The organism is Bartonella sp. AA81SXKL, assembly GCF_042196945.1.
Taxonomy (GTDB): domain Bacteria; phylum Pseudomonadota; class Alphaproteobacteria; order Rhizobiales; family Rhizobiaceae; genus Bartonella.
On the sequence record NZ_JBHIRH010000005.1, the window covers coordinates 104,183 to 122,720 of the forward strand.

Annotated in this window: 17 protein-coding genes and 1 pseudogene; 16 read left to right on the forward strand and 2 right to left on the reverse strand. The window is 37.4% G+C overall.

All coding sequences use genetic code 11. The features are described from left to right. Positions 1–10: 10 nt before the first annotated feature. The 9 genes from pstC to ACFINZ_RS04485 all read left to right on the forward strand — a co-directional run bounded on the left by pstC (position 11) and on the right by ACFINZ_RS04485 (position 10,357). Positions 11–1,471 (forward strand): phosphate ABC transporter permease subunit PstC, encoded by a 1,461-nt coding sequence (pstC, locus tag ACFINZ_RS04445; RefSeq protein WP_375684035.1) that lies wholly within the window; start codon positions 11–13, stop codon positions 1,469–1,471. Beyond that, positions 1,468–2,757 (forward strand): phosphate ABC transporter permease PstA, encoded by a 1,290-nt coding sequence (gene pstA / locus ACFINZ_RS04450; protein WP_375634578.1) that lies wholly within the window; start codon positions 1,468–1,470, stop codon positions 2,755–2,757. Before pstC ends, pstA begins: the two co-directional genes overlap by 4 nt. A gap of 51 nt (positions 2,758–2,808) precedes the next feature. Next, on the forward strand, positions 2,809–3,567 hold the full coding sequence (gene pstB / locus ACFINZ_RS04455; protein WP_375611792.1) for a phosphate ABC transporter ATP-binding protein PstB: 759 nt from the start codon (positions 2,809–2,811) through the stop codon (positions 3,565–3,567). Between the two features lie 21 nt (positions 3,568–3,588). Further along, positions 3,589–4,311, forward strand: coding sequence for a phosphate signaling complex protein PhoU (gene phoU, locus ACFINZ_RS04460; protein WP_375634004.1), 723 nt, complete (start codon positions 3,589–3,591; stop codon positions 4,309–4,311). Positions 4,312–4,858: 547 nt separating this feature from the next. After that, positions 4,859–5,692 (forward strand): cell wall hydrolase, encoded by an 834-nt coding sequence (locus ACFINZ_RS04465; RefSeq protein ID WP_375634006.1) that lies wholly within the window; start codon positions 4,859–4,861, stop codon positions 5,690–5,692. 177 nt (positions 5,693–5,869) lie between these two features. Next, complete coding sequence (locus tag ACFINZ_RS04470) at positions 5,870–7,117, forward strand: aminopeptidase (protein WP_375701186.1); 1,248 nt, start codon at positions 5,870–5,872, stop codon at positions 7,115–7,117. A 273-nt stretch (positions 7,118–7,390) separates the two neighbouring features. Next, entirely contained in the window at positions 7,391–8,266 is an 876-nt protein-coding gene (gene mutM, locus ACFINZ_RS04475; RefSeq protein WP_375634008.1) for a bifunctional DNA-formamidopyrimidine glycosylase/DNA-(apurinic or apyrimidinic site) lyase, read from the forward strand. A gap of 83 nt (positions 8,267–8,349) precedes the next feature. Beyond that, the gene (locus ACFINZ_RS04480) at positions 8,350–9,744 is read left to right on the forward strand and encodes a M20/M25/M40 family metallo-hydrolase (protein WP_375611787.1); all 1,395 of its coding nucleotides are present in this window, start codon (positions 8,350–8,352) and stop codon (positions 9,742–9,744) included. Further along, complete coding sequence (locus ACFINZ_RS04485; RefSeq protein WP_375618019.1) at positions 9,737–10,357, forward strand: ribonuclease D; 621 nt, start codon at positions 9,737–9,739, stop codon at positions 10,355–10,357. The genes ACFINZ_RS04480 and ACFINZ_RS04485 overlap by 8 nt, the downstream gene beginning before the upstream one ends. Positions 10,358–10,429: 72 nt before the next feature. Here ACFINZ_RS04485 and ACFINZ_RS04490 read toward each other — a convergent pair whose 3' ends face one another. Continuing rightward, positions 10,430–10,558: a hypothetical protein gene (locus ACFINZ_RS04490; RefSeq protein ID WP_375634011.1), complete on the reverse strand. Its 129-nt coding sequence runs from the start codon at positions 10,556–10,558 to the stop codon at positions 10,430–10,432. Between the two features lie 932 nt (positions 10,559–11,490). Here ACFINZ_RS04490 and ACFINZ_RS04495 point away from each other — a divergent pair. The 6 genes from ACFINZ_RS04495 to ACFINZ_RS04520 all read left to right on the forward strand — a co-directional run bounded on the left by ACFINZ_RS04495 (position 11,491) and on the right by ACFINZ_RS04520 (position 17,476). Next, complete coding sequence (locus tag ACFINZ_RS04495) at positions 11,491–11,871, forward strand: hypothetical protein (RefSeq protein ID WP_375634013.1); 381 nt, start codon at positions 11,491–11,493, stop codon at positions 11,869–11,871. Between the two features lie 1,359 nt (positions 11,872–13,230). Beyond that, positions 13,231–14,064, forward strand: a complete 834-nt coding sequence (locus ACFINZ_RS04500; RefSeq protein WP_375655151.1) for an outer membrane protein — start codon at positions 13,231–13,233, stop codon at positions 14,062–14,064. A 334-nt stretch (positions 14,065–14,398) separates the two neighbouring features. After that, a complete protein-coding gene (locus ACFINZ_RS04505) occupies positions 14,399–15,232 on the forward strand; it encodes a porin (RefSeq protein WP_375655152.1) in 834 nt (277 codons plus the stop codon). Between the two features lie 493 nt (positions 15,233–15,725). Beyond that, positions 15,726–16,196 (forward strand): porin, encoded by a 471-nt coding sequence (locus ACFINZ_RS04510; protein WP_375634016.1) that lies wholly within the window; start codon positions 15,726–15,728, stop codon positions 16,194–16,196. 45 nt (positions 16,197–16,241) lie between these two features. Beyond that, positions 16,242–16,412, forward strand: a complete 171-nt coding sequence (locus tag ACFINZ_RS04515) for an outer membrane protein (RefSeq protein WP_375634570.1) — start codon at positions 16,242–16,244, stop codon at positions 16,410–16,412. 182 nt (positions 16,413–16,594) lie between these two features. Further along, positions 16,595–17,476 (forward strand): outer membrane protein, encoded by an 882-nt coding sequence (locus ACFINZ_RS04520; RefSeq protein WP_375684034.1) that lies wholly within the window; start codon positions 16,595–16,597, stop codon positions 17,474–17,476. Between the two features lie 409 nt (positions 17,477–17,885). On the opposite strand, the gene ACFINZ_RS04525 is transcribed toward ACFINZ_RS04520, so the two are convergent. Next, a complete protein-coding gene (locus ACFINZ_RS04525) occupies positions 17,886–18,110 on the reverse strand; it encodes a hypothetical protein (RefSeq protein ID WP_375618013.1) in 225 nt (74 codons plus the stop codon). 6 nt (positions 18,111–18,116) lie between these two features. Here ACFINZ_RS04525 and ACFINZ_RS04530 point away from each other — a divergent pair. Next, positions 18,117–18,538, forward strand: a pseudogene (locus tag ACFINZ_RS04530) (hemagglutinin repeat-containing protein); the annotation flags it as partial.

The following is an 18,538-nucleotide window of genomic DNA, read 5'->3' on the forward strand; positions in this document are numbered from 1 at the left end:
GAAAGATAAAATGCGCATTTCCTTCATTGTTTTGCTATTATTGATTTTTGGATTTTGTGGCTTTTGTATTTCTTATATGCGAGCACGCATTCTTGAATACAGACAACATAAAATGCATTCTCGTGCGTATTATTATGGCTGGTGGACATTTTTGATTACTGTTATTCCAGCTTTTATTTTTTTAATTGTTTGGGATGCTGGGAGTACAATTTATTTAGAATATAATGCTTCTCGAGAGCTGGGGGCGTATAGTGCGCATGTAACAGAGTCTGTAAATCACGATCTACTTTGGGAGACACTTCGAAGTCTCGTCAAAAAGATTCATCGTTTTGAGGGGAATCTTTCTACCGCTTCCTATAAGGAAGTGCAGGCACAATTACTCGCGAAGGGATTGATTTTACCCGATGAAGCATCAGATGATGTGTTCAAAATAGCACAGTCGTGGGTATTTTCTTCTGAAAAGCTTAAATTTATAGGTTATGTTTTCCTTTTTGCTATTGCGTCCTTTGGTTTTATTTGTGGAATGATGCAAATTGCGCCTCATCAACGTGCGCGTAATAAGGTTGAATCTTTTATTATTATTGGATTGATTTGTGCATCTATTGTTGCAGTCTTGACAACAATAGCCATTGCGCTTTCTATGCTTTTTCAGACAGTAAGCTTTTTTCAGTCTGTATCCTTTTCAAATTTCTTTTTAGGAACAGTTTGGGATCCGCGTTTTTCCGCGAGCGGTTCCAGCGATGAAGTAGGACAATTTGGTTTAATACCGCTTCTTGCTGGTACGCTTTATATTGCATTTGTTGCCATGCTTTTTGCTGTACCTATAGGACTATTTTCAGCTCTTTATATGGCGGAGTATGCTTCTGCGCGATTGCGAGCAATTGTAAAACCATTGTTAGAAGTTCTTGCTGGCATTCCAACGATTGTTTATGGCTTTTTTGCTTTGAAGGTTGTGGGACCATTTTTACGTGATCTTTCTGCTTCTCTCTCAGACGGGGTTAGTTTTATTATGGCACAAAGTGTTTTGACCGCTGGAGTTGTGATGGGAATTATGTTGATACCTTTTGTTTCCTCTTTATCGGATGATGTTATTACGGCTGTTCCACGCATTTTACGTGAAGGTTCTTATGGTTTAGGCGCAACGCAATCTGAAACAATTAAAAAAGTTGTTATACCAGCAGCGCTTCCAGGGATTATGGGGGCCATTTTGTTGACGGCATCGCGTGCAATTGGAGAAACAATGATTGTGGTTTTGGCGGCAGGTGTTGCAGCAAACTTAACACTCAATCCTTTTGAAGCAATGACTACGATGACTGTTAAGATTGTTAATCAATTGACCGGTGATTTTGAGTTTAATTCTCCACAAACTCTGGTGGCTTTTGCCTTAGGGATGACGCTCTTTGTTATGACACTTTTGATGAATATTCTAGCTCTTTATATTGTGCGTAAATATCGGGAACAATATGAATGAATGAAGATTTTTTTCCTCGTCGCAATATTAGTCTCAATCGTCGGTATTGGGCTGAACGTCGTTTTCGTGCCTATGGTTTGATTGCCATTTTTATTGGTTTGTTTTTTTTATTTGCGCTTTTATGGTCTATCATTAGTCAGGGTTATACAGCTTTTTTTCAAAGTGAAATGACATTGTCGATTTATTTGGATGAAAAGATCATTGATCCAAGTGGTCAACGTAAAACAAAACCACAAGTGCTCATGACGGCGAATTATCCACTTCTTGTACGCAATGCTTTAGCAAAGAAACTTAATATCAATCAAAATGATCGAGCCTCTCTTCGAGACGTTAACCGTATGTTTTCGAATGGTGTCCGTGTTCAACTGCGTGAAATGGTGACAAAAAATCCAAAACTGATTGGCACAATGCAAAAAGTTAAAGTTTTGGCATCTGCGGATATTGATTCTGCTTATAAGGGACAGATTGATTTGCGTGTAGCAGAAAAAAACCGTAAAGTTTCTAATCGACAAATAGAATGGATAAAGCGTTTAGCGCATGATGGTACGCTTTATAAAACATTTAATATTGGTTTTTTTACATTTGGCGCTTCAAGTCGTCCTGAGACTGCGGGATTAGGTGTTGCGATCATTGGTTCTCTTTATATGATAGGCATCGTTTTATTAGTTTCACTTCCAATAGGTATAGCAACGGCTCTTTATTTAGAAGAATATGCACGCAAAAATAAATTTACAGATTTTATAGAGGTTAATATCAATAATCTTGCAGCTGTTCCTTCAATTGTGTTTGGTCTTTTAGGACTCTCTTTTTTTGTTAATTTTTTAGGATTACCACGTTCAGCCTCTTTTGTTGGTGGTCTTGTTTTAGCGCTCATGACTCTTCCCACGATCATTATTGCAACACGTTCTGCTCTGCGTGCTGTTCCTCTCTCTATTCGTGCAGCAGCTTTGGGGTTGGGAGCATCAAAAACACAAATGATTTTTCATCATGTTGTTCCTTTAGCTGCGCCTGGCATTTTGACAGGCACAATTATTGGAGTCGCTCAGGCTTTGGGTGAAACAGCTCCTTTGCTTTTGATTGGAATGGTTGCTTTTGTTGTTAATATTCCTACGACCCCCATGGATCCAGCAACGGCTTTGCCTGTTCAAATTTTTATGTGGGCGGGTGAAGCAGAGCGTGCTTTTGTTGAAAAGACATCAGGTGCTATTATTGTATTGATGATTTTTCTTGCGATCATGAATATTTCTGCGGTTTTTTTACGTCGACGATTTGAACGCCGCCAGTAATTTTAATAAAACAACAGCTTTGATAAGATTTTTGTAAGGTGAATTTTTGTAATGAAGATTAAAATGCGCGGTCAGGATGTGAAGGTTTCTTACGGAGATAAAGAAGCACTCCACGGTATTACACTTGATATTCCTGAACATCAAGTAACTGCTTTGATTGGTCCATCAGGATGCGGAAAGTCAACTTTTTTGCGTTGTTTTAACCGTATGAATGATACAATTGAAGGCGCTAAAACAACTGGTCTTATTACCTTAGATGGGGAGAATATTTATGACACACGGATTGATGTTGTAGAATTGCGCGCTCGTGTTGGAATGGTTTTTCAAAAGCCCAGCCCTTTTCCAAAATCTATATTTGAGAATGTTGCGTATGGTCCACGCATTCATGGTTTAGTTAAAACACGCTCTGAATTGCATGATGTCGTTGAAAAGAGTTTGAGGCAGGCAGGTTTGTTTGAAGAAGTAAAAGACCGCCTTCATGATCTTGGAACAAGTTTATCAGGGGGACAACAACAGCGTTTGTGTATTGCACGTGCTATTGCGGTTAGTCCTGAAGTTATTTTGATGGATGAGCCATGTTCAGCTCTTGATCCCATTGCGACAGCACGGATTGAAGAGCTTATCGATGCGTTACGGCAAAATTATACAATTGTTATCGTAACGCATTCCATGCAACAGGCCGCACGTGTTTCTCAATATACGGCTATGTTTCATTTAGGGCATTTGGTAGAAGTTGGTGCGACTGAAATGATCTTTACCTCACCAAAAGAGCAACGGACGCAAGATTATATTACGGGGCGTTTTGGATAGGTGAATTGAGGAGTGTAAGATATGTCTATGAAACATACTGTCCGTTCTTATGATGCAGAACTAAAATATTTAAGAGTAAGGATTACAGAAATGGGGAGCCATGCAGAAAGGATGATTGAACGTTCTGTCGCATCGGTTGTGTGTAGTGATCTTCAACTTGCAACGACAGTGATTGCCGATGATGTGTTTTTAGATGAAGCAGAACGTGACATTGATGAAAAAGCGGTTGCTATTATTTGCAAACGCCAACCGATGGCTGTCGATTTGCGTGAAATTATTGGAGCCATTCGTATTTCTTCTGATCTTGAACGGATTGGGGATATGGCAAAAAACATTGCTAAAAGGACTGTTGCACTTTCAGAAATACGTCAATCTGCTTCTGTTTATCATGGGCTTGAAACAATTACAGCTTTAGCACTCAATCAATTAAAAGAAGTCTTAAATGCTTATACGAGTCGCCTATTAGAGCGTGTTGACGCGGTGCGTGAGCGTGATGAGAAGATTGATGCTTTGTATACTTCTCTTTTTCGTGAACTTTTGACGTATATGATGGAAGATATGCGCAATATTACGGTTTGTACGCACTTACTGTTTTGTTTAAAGAATATTGAACGAATTGGTGATCATGTTACTAATATTGCTGAAATGCTGCATTATATCATAACGGGTTACCATATGTCCTCTGATCGTCCTCGCGATGACCTTACTTATAAAGTTGGGGTAGGTGAGAAGAAAATAGATTAAAATTTCTCTTATATATATAAAATCAGTTTGTAGATATATGAGTATTCTCTTATAGTGCAGCTATAGAAAGAATAAGATAACCATCTATGGAAAAGCACAAAGAAGCAACAAAGAGTTTTTTCAGAGAAGCATGGCAGATTGTTAACTCTTGGTTTGACATATTTGTATATTGGATGATATCATCACTCGTATTGTGGCAGGAGGGGAGTTTTCTAGGGGATTTCCTTTCAGATCATTTTATTAAAATTTTATATTAAAGGGGATATCTGTATTATTTTTTCGTATGTAGAAGAAGTGGATAGTGTTACTTTATTGTAATTGAAACGTGTGGGTTATTATAGCCTATATTGAGCCATGAAGAATAACAATATCGATCCGCAAATTAATAGTTTTTTATTTTTTATTTTGCATAGATACTTTTTGATTACCTCTTGTATTAAAATTTTACTGAGTGGTAACAATTAGCTATGTACTTTATTGAGAGATACATTTAAAGCTCATTTCAAGACTTGAATATCTCAGAGATTATAGGAATGTGTTGCATAAGATGAAAAAAAATCGTTGGAATGTTTTTGTTACCTGTTGTGTAGCGCCGTTAGTTGTTGTGGGATGTGCTTCAAGTTATTTAGATGCTGGAAAAGTAGATAATAATAAGACAAAAACGGTTACATATCCATTGACAGAGCGTCAATGTCTTATGCGAGCGATGTATTTTGAATCAAATCGCACAAGCCGTGAAGGAATGATTGCCGTTGGAACGGTTGTTATGAATCGTGTTAATTCAACCGCCTATCCTAAGACGATTTGTGGTGTTGTTGGTCAATATAGGCAATTTGCTCCTGGTGTTTTAACGCGTCCTATGACGGAGAAAGCATCTGTTGCTCGTGTAAGAGAGGCGGCTGATGCCGTTTTACGGGGTGAACGAGATAAGAAAGTTAAACACGCTAAGTTTTTTCATACCGCTGGTTTGTCTTTTCCGTATAAAAACATGCATTATGTTCAGGTTGCAGGGGGAAATGCTTTTTATGAAAAACGATCACGTGATGGAGAACTTCAAGTTCCTACAAATAATCGCCCTTATGATGTTGCTTATGCTTTTGCTCAAGAACGTTCTGGTCATGCGCCAAGCTTTATAGATGAAGGCTTAGAGAGTAGGGGAGTAAAGGCAGAGAAAAGTACATCTCCTTTGACAGAAGTAGCACAGTCCAAGACGGCACATCCTGCTCCTTTTGCTATGGTACAGCTTGATAAAGTTCCTATTCCTGCCTATGCACCTCAACATCTAGCTAGGAAAGAGGAAAATAAAACGATTATGGCTTTACCTTCATCTGATCAGTTAAATGCAATTGTTGCAATGTTAGAAAAACGACACAGGAACTAGTAAGTTTTTCATGACCAAAGAAGGATGATATACCCATTGCGGTTTATGAATTAAGTGAATTTTAGCGATAATTATACGCATAAATATACGTAGAGAAAGCGAACTCAAAGGATCTGAAAAACAATTTATAATATGACGACATAAAGAACGCATTCTATTTAAAGAAGGGTATTGGTAATGTACTTTGATATTCATGAGACAATTTCGCCTGAAATGCTTAATCGTCTTGCAGAAATTACAGTGAAAGTGGGGTTGAATTTACAAGAGGGGCAGGATCTTGTTTTAACTGCTCCAGTTTCAGCGTTACCTTTTGTTCGGCGTATTGCATATCATGCTTATAAGGTTGGTGCTGGTGTCATTACACCAATTTTTAGTGATGATATGTTATCTCTTACACGGTTTGAAAATGCCCATACAACTAGTTTTGATTGTGCCCCTTCTTGGCTTTATGAGGGAATGGCAAAGGCTTTTGAAAATGGGGCAGCGCGTTTAGCGATTGTTGGTGATAATCCTTTGCTCCTTTCCAATCAGGATTTTGATAAGGTTTCACGTTTAAATAAAGCCACTTCAATAGCTTACCAGCCGGCACTCAAGCAAATATCAAATTTTGCTACGAATTGGTCGATTGTTGCTTATCCAACAGCAGGATGGGCTGAGGCAATGTTTCCTTCTTTACCACTTAATGAGGCGATTAAAAAATTAGCCGATGCAATTTTTTCTGCTTCACGTGTTACAGGAGAAGATCCGGTGCAGGCGTGGACTGTCCATAACGAGAATTTAAAGAAACGATCATCTTGGCTTAATGAGCAGCGTTTTTCTGCCTTACACTTTACAGGGCCAGGGACTGATTTAACTGTTGGTTTGGCAGATGATCATGAATGGCATGGTGGTGCATCCGTTGCTCAAAATGGTGTTATTTGCAATCCGAATATTCCGACAGAAGAAGTTTTCACGACTCCTCATGCTCATAAGGTTGAAGGTTTCGTTCGCTCAACAAAGCCCCTTTCCTATCAAGGAACTCTGGTTGATAATATTGAAGTACGTTTTGAAGCAGGGCGTATTGTTGAGGCTCGTGCATCAACAGGCCAAGAAGTTTTACAGCAGGTTTTGCAAAGTGATGAGGGTGCAAGCCGGTTGGGCGAAGTTGCCCTTGTGCCCCATTCTTCACCAATTTCTAAGAGTGGCCTCCTTTTTTATAATACCTTATTTGATGAAAATGCTGCATGTCATATTGCTTTAGGGCAGTGTTATTCCAAATGCTTTTTAGATGGGGCATCATTGACGTCAGAAGAGATTGCAGCACGTGGTGGGAATAAAAGTGTCATTCATATTGACTGGATGATTGGTTCTGGTGAAATTGACATAGATGGCATTACCCAAGATGGTGTAAGAGTTCCTGTATTTCGTAAGGGTGAATGGGCTTAATTTTGTTACCATAAAACACGGTCATTTGAGGTGGGGTGGGATGTAAGCCTCATTGATACGTTAAGTATTTTAGAGTGTGTGGTATATATTCAAGGCAGGGTTTGGCCATAAAGCCTTTAGTTAAATGACTCACATGAGTAGGAATCCAAGTAAAATCCACTCATCAAGAATTTGTTTAGTAGATGTAGAGGAAGTCTTCGTTCTTTGAGGGGTGGGAAGAAGTCAATTTATCAGAGATACGATTGGAAAGTGTATAATTATTAAAGAAGAGTAATGCCTGAGCTTCCTGAAGTAGAGACAGTTCGTCGTGGACTTGAGTCCGTTGTAACTGATGCAAAGATAGTATCTGTCAAACTTAATCGTAGAGATTTGCGCTTTCCTTTTCCTGAGGCTTTTTCTGAGCGCCTTATTGGCAGAACAATTATAGAACTTGGCCGGCGTGCGAAATATTTATTATTTCATCTTTCTCAGGATGAAACGATTTTAAGCCATTTAGGAATGTCTGGTTCATGGCGTATAGAGAATGATTTTTTAAGAAAAGCTTGTTTAGCGTCAAGTAAATTAGTTAAACATGATCATTTTGTCATGGAGATTCAGACAAAGAATGGTGACGTTTATCGTCTTATTTATAATGATGTGCGTCGCTTTGGGTTTATGCTTTTAGTCGATACGGATAAGCTTTATGAACATCCACTTTTAAATAAGCTAGGTCTTGAACCTATGAGTAATTCGTTTTCTGGTCGTTATTTACAAAAGGCTTTTGTTAATAAAAAAATGTCTCTCAAGGGTGTTTTACTTGATCAGTCTATTGTTGCAGGTCTTGGGAATATTTATGTTTGCGAAGCACTTTGGCGGAGTCGTTTGTCTCCACAACGTGGTGCATTTACATTGGCATCAAAAACGGCACGTGCACGTGAATTTGCAGATTCTTTAGCACAAAATATATGCAATGTGATTTCTGAAGCCATTTTGTCTGGTGGCTCTTCTTTACGTGATTATATGCATATAGATGGTTCGCTTGGTTATTTTCAGCATACTTTTTCAGTTTATGGACGAGAAGGCAAGCAATGTTTGGAATGTGGAGCGCCTATTATGCGCATTTTACAGGCTGGACGTTCAAGTTTTTACTGCTCACAATGTCAAAAATGAATAAGGTGTCTTGCAAAATCTTACAAGAGGCTTAAAGTCATCGCATCTATAATATAATTACACAAGGCTTGAAAGGTTTTTTTATGCTGAATAAAGTACTAACACATCTTGATGGAAATATAGAGAAGAGCCTTGAACGCCTTTTTTCTCTTTTACGTTTTCAATCGATTTCTACAGACTCGGCTTACAAGGATGCATGTCGTAAAGCAGCTGATTGGTTAGTGGAGGATTTAAAAAGCATCGGTTTTGAGGCTTCACGCCGTGATACGCCGGGGCATCCAATGGTTGTTGGGCATCATCCAGGACCTTCAGATGATTGTTTGCATGTGTTGTTTTACGGACATTATGATGTTCAACCTGTTGATCCATTGAGTTTATGGGAGGATGATCCATTTACGCCTTCTTTAAAAGAGAGAGATGGAGAGAAAGTTATTTGTGCTCGTGGAGCTTCAGATGACAAAGGTCAGTTGATGACTTTTATTGAAGCATGTCGTGCATTTAAGAAAGAAACAGGGCAGCTTCCTATTAAAGTTACTGTTTTATTTGAGGGAGAAGAAGAATGTGCTTCTCCTTCCCTTATTCCTTTTTTAAAAGCAAATACAGATGAACTTAAGGCAGATTATGCATTAGTTTGTGACACGTCAATGTGGGATGCGGATACACCATCTATTGCTCTTTCTCTTCGGGGAATTATGGCAGAAGAGATTATTATCACAGCAGCGAATCGTGATTTGCATTCTGGTTATTTTGGAGGAGTAGCAGCTAACCCCATTCGTATTTTAACGAAAATCTTAGCAGGACTTCACGATGAAAATAATAGGGCAACACTTCCTGGTTTTTATGATGGCGTAGAAGAAACACCTCCACAGATTTTACAATCATGGAATGCACTTAATTGTACTGCTGAAAATTTTCTTGGTCCTATAGGACTTTCCGTTCCAGCTGGTGAAAAAGGGCGGAGCATTTTAGAGCTTGTATGGGCACGTCCTACCATGGAAATTAATGGTATTAGTGGCGGCTATGAAGGGGAAGGGATGAAAACAGTTATTGCTTCTCAAGCGAGTGCAAAAGTATCGTGTCGTTTGGTGCATAAGCAAGATCCAGAGAAAATACGCCAAGCGTTGCGTGATTATGTACGTAGCTCAATTCCTGCTGATTGTAAGGTTGAATTTAAGAATCACGGTTCTTCTCCGGCACTTCAGATTTCTGATGATTCATCTTTTATCAAGGAGGCGAAGGATGCCTTATCACAAGAGTGGGAAGTGCCTGCTGTCTTGACAGCCATGGGGGGCTCGATCCCAATTGTAGCAGATTTTCGGTCAATTCTTGGTATGGAAACTCTTTTGGTTGGTTTTGGACTGGCTGATGACCGTATTCATTCTCCTAATGAAAAGTATAATTTAAAATCGTTTCATAAGGGGCAGCGGTCTTGGGCGCGTATTCTTGCTGCTTTAGCAAGTAGGAGGGTAAATGGCTGAGATTCGCGTTCATCAAGGTGATTTACCAAACTTAGATAATTATCAAACTGATGCTGTTGCGATTGATACTGAAACTTTAGGATTACAACCCCATCGTGATCGTTTATGCGTTGTTCAGCTTTCTTCTGGAGATGGTACTGCTGATATTATACAGATTGCTAAAGGACAAAAGAATGCACCTAATTTGGTCAAGCTTCTTGAAGATAAAGCAGTCGTAAAAATATTCCATTTTGGGCGTTTTGATCTTGCTATTTTAGCACATACATTTGGTGTTATGCCAGAGGCTATTTTTTGTACAAAGATTGCTTCGAAACTCACGCGCACTTATACGGATCGTCATGGCTTGAAAGAAATTTGTAATGAATTGCTGAATGTGAATATTTCTAAACAGCAACAATCTTCGGATTGGGCGGCAGAAACGTTATCACAGGCACAAATTGAATATGCTGCGTCGGATGTGTTATATTTGCATCGTTTAAAGGTTATATTTGAAGAACGTTTAAGACGTGAAGAGCGAGAAAATGTTGCCAAGGCATGCTTTCAATTTTTGCCTATGAGAGCTAGGCTTGATCTTTTAGGATGGGCGGAAGTTGATATTTTTGCGCATAGCTAACTTTAAAATTGGCTTTTAAATGGAGTTAATTATTGATGTGAGAGGACAAAATGCTTGTACATTATGGGCATTTTATCCTCTCATCTTTACCATCATTTTTAATTCTGCTTTACGACTTTCAAAAGTATTTAAAGCGATGTCTGTTAAATAATAGAGATTACGCATTGCCTCATGCTTTTTTAATGGATTTACGTTCTTCATGTAAAACAGAACGCCCTAAACGGAATATATTTGTGTTGCTAATTCATGTACTTTTTGTAAAGAAACAGACACCCAAGTTCATTTTACGGCGGTGCTCATAAAAGATATAACGATAAAGCCTCCAATACCAATATAAAATCTATTGAACACTACCATCTTACGCTTATAGAGTTAACAAGCCGCTACTATCACACATTTTGCCAACACCCAATTTTGCGACAACCCTTGGCACTGGAGACGTTTCATAAAAGGCATTTTTAGTCCTTTATTGTACAGTTTCACTCCACATAGGCTTCCCCACTTGTAATGTACAAACAAATGGTTTTGGTTGATTCAACATGAGGAAGATTTGGAATGAAAGGGTTTTATGGTATTCGGAGTTCTAATTTAATATGGATAACGCTATATTATCATTATAAATCAATATATTATATGATTAATATATAAAGATAACCACGATTATACTGAACAATGCAAAGAACGACACCTAGAAAGTGACCTAGAAACAAGTTAGCAAGGAATATGCTTTTACCAAGTTAAAATGTTATAGTAACTTTTGCGTTTAAATGACTTTATAAGATAAAACTCCTTTTTTCAAGAGTCTTATCCATATATCAACCTCATTTATGACATGTAAGCGAATAATTTTGCTTAATGTATAATGAGCGAATTTAAAATAAGATAATCTTATGATACTGAGAGCGCTCATTCAATAGGGGGGATTTATAAATCAATATGTTGATATGACATTTGTGTAGTTTATTCTCCCCAGACGATATTTTGTGCTTTTATGCATTGCCAAACAAGTGATTTCTATGTTTGTAAAGTGGGGCAATTTGCATTTATTTTAAAATTAAAATGCTTCAAAGCCTTGTTTTTTGAGGATTCTCACTTTTTATCTATAAACATGCTATTTTTTCTGGAAATTTGCAATGAAGACACTAGATAAAATCCATTATGGATATTTATACGAGGTTAAATTTATGAACATAAAATATTTTATTACGGCTTTTGCTACGTTTGCTTCAATCTCTGTAGCTCAGGGTGCTTCTTTCTTGTCTTCTCAAAAGTTAATAGAGGGTATACCTTCTCTTGTTCCTCCTAGAGATCTTTTTTCTAGTGAACAGTTGAGCAAGATCTTCTCTGAAGTTGTTCAAATGGAACTTTCTTGCACGCATAACAACCAATGCATAACAGCAGCTGAGTTAGTACCTGTATCATATTCTGGTAAAAAAAGATTTCAAAAGCCTAAAAAAGGATTAAGGAAAGGAAGACGACCAGATTTATTTAGACGAAGTCCAATGAGTTATTAAAAAGTAAGAAAACAACATCAAGAGGTCTAACGTATGATCGGGAATTGAAGAGAGGAGATATTTTTTATCATTTGAAAAGTGGAGGAGCAGTTGTTCGCAAAGGGTATTATAATTGTGTACGGAGGGGGTGAAGAGTACTATTTGGAAAAGATATGGGGAGGTGGATTTCGGTGCAAGAATACTCTGTATAATGGCAATCGCTCGTTACAAAATTCATGGGTTTGGATAAATATAACCTCCCGATTTTGGGTTACGCTGTTATACTGTAAATACTGTCATTTTAAGCGTGACTATACAGCGCATATAAAACTCCTTGATAAGTGTTTTTAGAGTAGGGCTTGTCCAGAGAGCCTTTAGTTAAGTGAATCACATAAGTAAGGAGTTAAGAAAAATCCTCTTGACAAGAAACTAAGCTGTTTGCAGAGAGGATCTGAGAGGATACTTCATCAAAATCGAGTGAAGCAACAAAAATGTTAAACTTTTGATCTTTGATGGTATGCTTCGACTACAGTTTATAAAATATTCATTTGTCTATGATTCAAAATATCAGATATTTTTTCTGCCAAATTCATGATTTTTAAAGCAAGGTGTGGTGTGAAAACTTTAAGAAAGATTTCTCGTTTTTTCAGCTTTAAGGAGATTTCTATATAAGTTTTAATGTTTATCATACCGGTTGTCTGTCTTTAGGCATTTTTTTCAATTTAGTCTTGTAAAGGAGTATGAAATGATATCCTACAAATAAGGCTGAAGCTCTGAAAAGATTTACTATAAGGTTGAGAGAAGAAAAAAATGGTAAGTATGTCAAAAAGGCATAAATGCCTAAATTAAAAACAAAGAGCAAGTGTAATGAAATTGCATGTAATCTTGTTGCAGTCCATGGGGTAGTGGAGATCTTGTTTTATGCGGTATAAGCATTCTTTACAATGAAGAAAAAACAATCAAAGAGCTATTCACACACTTGCTCGTTTGTGAGGTGCAGGGGGATGGTTTTGGTTTCTTTAATATAAAAAGGCTTAAGATAAGAACATCTTCAATATTGCAGACGAATTAATATAAAAAATATTTTTTCATTATAAATCAATATATTGTATTTTCATTCCAATAGCACACGCTTTACACGGAGGGTATTGTGACGCAGTTTTTTTACAAAATTTATAAAGGAGAGCAAATGTGAGAAAAAGAGATCATTTGTGCATGGGCATAGTTTTATTCTCATTTATTACAGATCAAGCAATTAAGGGTACTTTGATTGGCTTTTTGTTTTTTTTATAAGTGTATCATTTTTGCTACAGATATCTGAAGATGGGGCTCTATATGAAATGGTGTGTTCAAATAAATATTCAGCTATGGAGAGAAAATATGAATATGAAATGGTTAATAACAGCTTCTGCTTTCGCTTTTGTTTCAGCTTCAGCAGCACAAGCAGCAGATGTTATTGTTCCCCCAAGTCCAACACCTGTTGCTCCCGTTATTGTTGCTCCAACTTTTTCTTGGACAGGTTTTTATGTTGGGGGCCAGATTGGTGGTTTTTCGGGTAAAACGAAAATGGATATTCTCAGTAATGGAAAAAAGATTCCAGTGCCTGATGACCTTTTGCCTAAACTATCTGGTTTCATGGGTGGTCTTTATGCAGGTTCCAACGTTGATCTTGGTAATGGCCTTATTCTAGGTGTTGATACAGATATCATGTGGTCTAATAAAGATGATACGAAGACAGGAAACACATATGTTATTGCTCCAAATCACATAAATTATATTAAGAAGATATTAACAGAATCTGGAATTAATATTGGTAAAGATGCGCTTGAAGCTGGTGCTAAACGAACCCACAGTTTCACGTTTAAAGAAAAGTGGGCTGGTGCGACACGTGTACGTATTGGTTTTGCAGCTGAACGCATTATGCCTTATGTTGCTGGTGGTATCGCCTATACGCAGCTTCAAGATACTGCATCGATTTCAATAACAGGCAAAGATTCAGATAAAGTAATAGCTTCTGGTACCTTGTCTGATGAAACAAAGACCCTTGTTGGTTACACTCTGGGTGCTGGTGTTGATTTAGCAATGACCAATAACGTTATTGTCCGTGCGGAATATCGTTACTCTGATTTTGGTAAAAAGAAATTCTCAAATGATAAATATGAGACATCTTACAAAACCAATGATTTCCGAGTTGGTGTTGCTTACAAATTTTAACAGATGATAAGTTAAATAACAGAGGCGCCGTCTTTAACAGCGCCTCTGTTATTTTCTGTTGCCATATTATCACACAATACATAATTTATTGTGGATATGAAAAGATATTATTCAGGTTTTCTTAAAAAAATCATAGACAATAAACAAGAATTACATTTAAAAATCAATAAGTTATATATATATATATCTTTAGGTTTTTCGTACAAAATCAAGCTATGAAGCGATTTTGTCTGGGATGTGCCCTCCATTTTCTGTGACTGTATCATTTTTACTACAGCTTTTCTTTCTGTAATCTTGTAGCACTGTGCTCATAAATAAATTAGGAGCAAAGTTTATGAATATAAAATCTTTAGTAACAACTTCTGTTATCGCTATAGCAGCAGCTTCTGCAGCACAAGCTGCTGATGTTATCATCCCTCGTGAAACAGCCCCAGCAGTTATCTCAGCCCCTTCATTTTCTTGGACAGGCTTTTATATCGGTGGTCAAGTTGGTAACTTTTCAGGTAAAGTTGATGTAGTTGATTCAGAAACAAAAAAGAAAATTACAGATAAAGACTGGACACCTAAGCCTTCCGGTTTTATGGGTGGTATTTATGTAGGTTCTAACGTAGATCTTGGAAATGGCCTCATTCTAGGTGTTGAAACCGATGCAGTCTGGGCTGACCGCGAAGATTCAAAAGCGCATTCAGCAGTCATTGGGGAAGCAGGCCTTGACAGTTTCAAAGATAAGCTTACAGTAGCGAAAGCTACATTTGTTTCAGGAAAAAGTATTGATAATGTCACGAAGGATGACAAACGTATAGATAGCACCTCTATAAAAGAAAAATGGTCTGGTGCAACACGCGTTCGTGTTGGTTTTGCAGCCGTTGATCGCATTATGCCTTATGTTGCTGGTGGTATTGCTTATACGCAGCTGCAAGTGGTTGATTCTCTTAAGGCAGCGACAGCTGATGGTGCCGAAATTGCTTCTGCTAAAGTGTTTGATGAAACGAAAACAATGGTTGGCTTCACTGTAGGTGGTGGTATTGATTTTGCAATGACAGACAATGTTCTATTGCGTGCAGAATATCGTTACTCAGACTATGGTAAAAAAGCATTTGTAAAGGACGGGGATAAATTAGCATACAAAACCAATGATTTCCGTGTAGGTGTTGCTTACAAATTCTAATTTCGTAAACAACGAAATAAACTTCCAAGAGGCTCTGTCAAAGACAGGGCCTCTATTCTTTTCTGTTGTTATATTATCACATACCCTATATTTATTAGGGGAGTAAAAGATATTATTTAGATTTTCTTAAAAAGATTTTTATAAATGACAGATAACAATTATGCCATAAAATCAATAATTTACACATACTTGTAACTTACAATTTCTTATGAAAATTCTTATGAAACGTGAAGTTATGAAATGACTTTATCTTGCGTCAGCTTTCGTTTCCTATGATTGTATCATTTTACTACAGCGTTTTTTTTGTAGTCGTATAATACTGTGCTCGTAAATAAATGAGGAGCAAAGTTTACGAATATAAAATCTTTAGTAACAACTTTTGTTATCGCTATGACTACAGCTTCTGCGGCACAAGCTGCTGATATTGTCATTCCTCGTAAAACAGCTCCAACAGTTATCACAGCTCTTTCGTGTTCTTAGACAGGTTTTTATCTTGGTAGTTAAGTTGGCAACTTTTCAAGTCAAAGTTTATGTATTTGATTTTGAGACAAAAGAAAAAACTTTAGATAAAGATGCACTACCTATGCCTTCCGGTTTCATCGGTGGTATTTATTTAGGTTCCAACGTAGATCTTGGAAATGTTCTCATTCTAGGTGTTGAAACCGATGCAGTCTGGGCAGACCGAGGAGAGACGAAGACGGTCTCAAAGATTCTTGTGATTGATGATTTTAATGATAAATTTAAAGATGCTGGTGTCACATTGGATGAAAATGAAAAGTTTCAAAAGGGTGACACAGCAGTGTATCGCATTGGTTTCAAAGAAAATGGTCTGGTGCAACACGGGTTCGTGTTGGTTTTTCTGTCGCTGACAGCATTATGCCTTATGTGGCTGGTGGTATTGCTTATGCGCAAATACAAGGTGTTGGTAAAGTTTCAGGAACAAAAAAGTTGGGAAAATGGGTAAGCCAAGTAAAGAGTTTCTGCTACAGTATTTGATAAAACAAAAACGATGGAGGGTTTTATCCTTGGTGGTGGTATAGATTTCGCGATGACAGATCATATTCTGCTTCGTGCGGAATACTGTTACTTAGACTTTGCTAAGAAGGAATTTAAAAAGGATTATCTTAAACTAGTCTACAAAAGCAATGACTTTCGTGTAAGTATCGCTTACAAGTTCTAATTTCATCAAAAGTGCAATTATGAATAAAAAGTATTAATAAAAAATTAAATTTCCAAAAGATATTGACTTTTAAAAAACCGCTGTTTTCTGGGGTTTTATTTGTATGATTGTGATATTTTTACTACAGCTTTTCTATCTGTAATCTTGTAAGGTCGTTTGATAGTTAATTTAGGAGCAAAATTATGAATACAAAATCTTTAATAGCAACTTCTATTGCCGCTTTAATTTCAGCTTCTGCAGCACAAGCTGCTGATATTATCATCCCTCGTGAAACAGCCCCAGCAGTTATCGCAGCAGCCCCTTCATTTTCTTGGACAGGCTTTTATCTTGGTGGTCAAGTTGGTAACTTTTCGAGTAAAACTAAAGTAACTATTCCAGGAGAAGATGAAGAACTTTTCAAAAAAGATAATACACCTAGTCCTTCTGGTTTCATGGGTGGGATTTATGCCGGATCTAACGTAGACCTTGGAAATGGTCTCATTCTCGGTGTTGAAACCGATGCAGTTTGGGCAGACCGTGAAGAATCAAAAACAGCCCGTGAATTGACTCTTACTGAAAAAAATGCAGCAGATTTTAATAATGCCCTTGAAAAAGCTAAGGTTGAATTAAAAGATCAGCAACGGTTTGAAATAGGTGACAAGGTAACGGAAAAGCACAGCTACAAAGAAAAATGGTCTGGTGCTACACGCGTTCGTATCGGTTTTGCTGCTGTTGACCGTATTATGCCTTATGTTGCTGGTGGTATTGCCTATGCGCAGGTACAGGGCATTCAATCAGTTACAGGAAAAGGAGAGAGAGCTAAGGTTGAGCAGAATGCTGATGTGGTGGAAAACCCACCAGTTAAACAAAATGTAGATTTGACTGGTGGTACTTGGGCTGATGACACGAAGACAATGGTTGGTTTCACTATTGGTGGCGGTGTTGACTTTGCAATGACAGACAACGTTCTTTTACGTGCAGAATACCGTTACTCCGATTTTGGTAAAAAGAAATTCGCAAACGATACACGTGAATTCAACTACAAAACCAATGACTTCCGTGTAGGTGTCGCTTACAAATTCTAATTTCGAAAAAATGAAATTATCAGCACAAAAAATACTAAGGCCTCGTTTAACGGGGCCTTTATTTTATTAGCTCTCTATTTTATCTCTCTTAATCCCTTAATTTTTATTGGTATCATTTTGTATTATAAGGCTTAAAAAAAGTTTTATATTATAAAAGGCGAATTAGTAGTATGCATCGATTTTATAACTACTTATTACATAAAATCTTATATTACGGCTATCATTTTACGCTTAAGTGAAAAGTATTTAATTAATCTCAGAAATAGGACAAGATCATAATCAGTGATGAACTTTAGTTTACTTTTATATGCCAGATTAGAGCGAGCGTATTGCGTATATCTGTTGGAGTAAGTTCTGAAACGGGAATACAGCCTCATTGGAGAAGAATATAAAGTTACAAAAAGAAAAACTAGTTTCCAACTTTATCATCTTCTTTTAATTTAGCTTTACGGTTTTCAAAAGCATTTAGAGTAATGTCTTTTAAATAATGAAAATGAAGATGATGCATTGTCTTACATTTTTGTTTATTGCATTTTTTAATGGGATCATACTCCTCATGCAAAACAGAACGCCCTAAACGGAATACACTTGTTGTTGTGTATTCACACATTTGTTTTAAAAAAATATTTTTCAAAGTACATCAAGCCCACTTCTCTCTGGACAAGATTTGAATATTCTAGGCTCTGATGTTCAAGCAACGGATAATCTTTCCTTACAAGCTGAGAGGAATGTTTCGATTGATGCCACACGCAACAGTGCCAATAGCCATCGCGGGGATCAAACCTTTCATGTCGCGGTGCACAATGGCTCTCATCTAAGTTCTGGAAAAGAGACCACTGTTCTCTCTGGAAAAGATATCCATATGGCTGCTTCCGATATAGATGCCAAGAGTAATGTTGCTCTTGGCGCCCAAGGGGAGGTAACAATAGGGGTAAGAAACGATGAGATGGAGTATCATCTTCGCACCAAAAACACGAAAGTGGACATGCAAGCCTCTCATGCCGTTGGCTCTTCGATAAAATCGGGAGGTGACACCACTGTCATTGCAGGGCAGGATGGCAA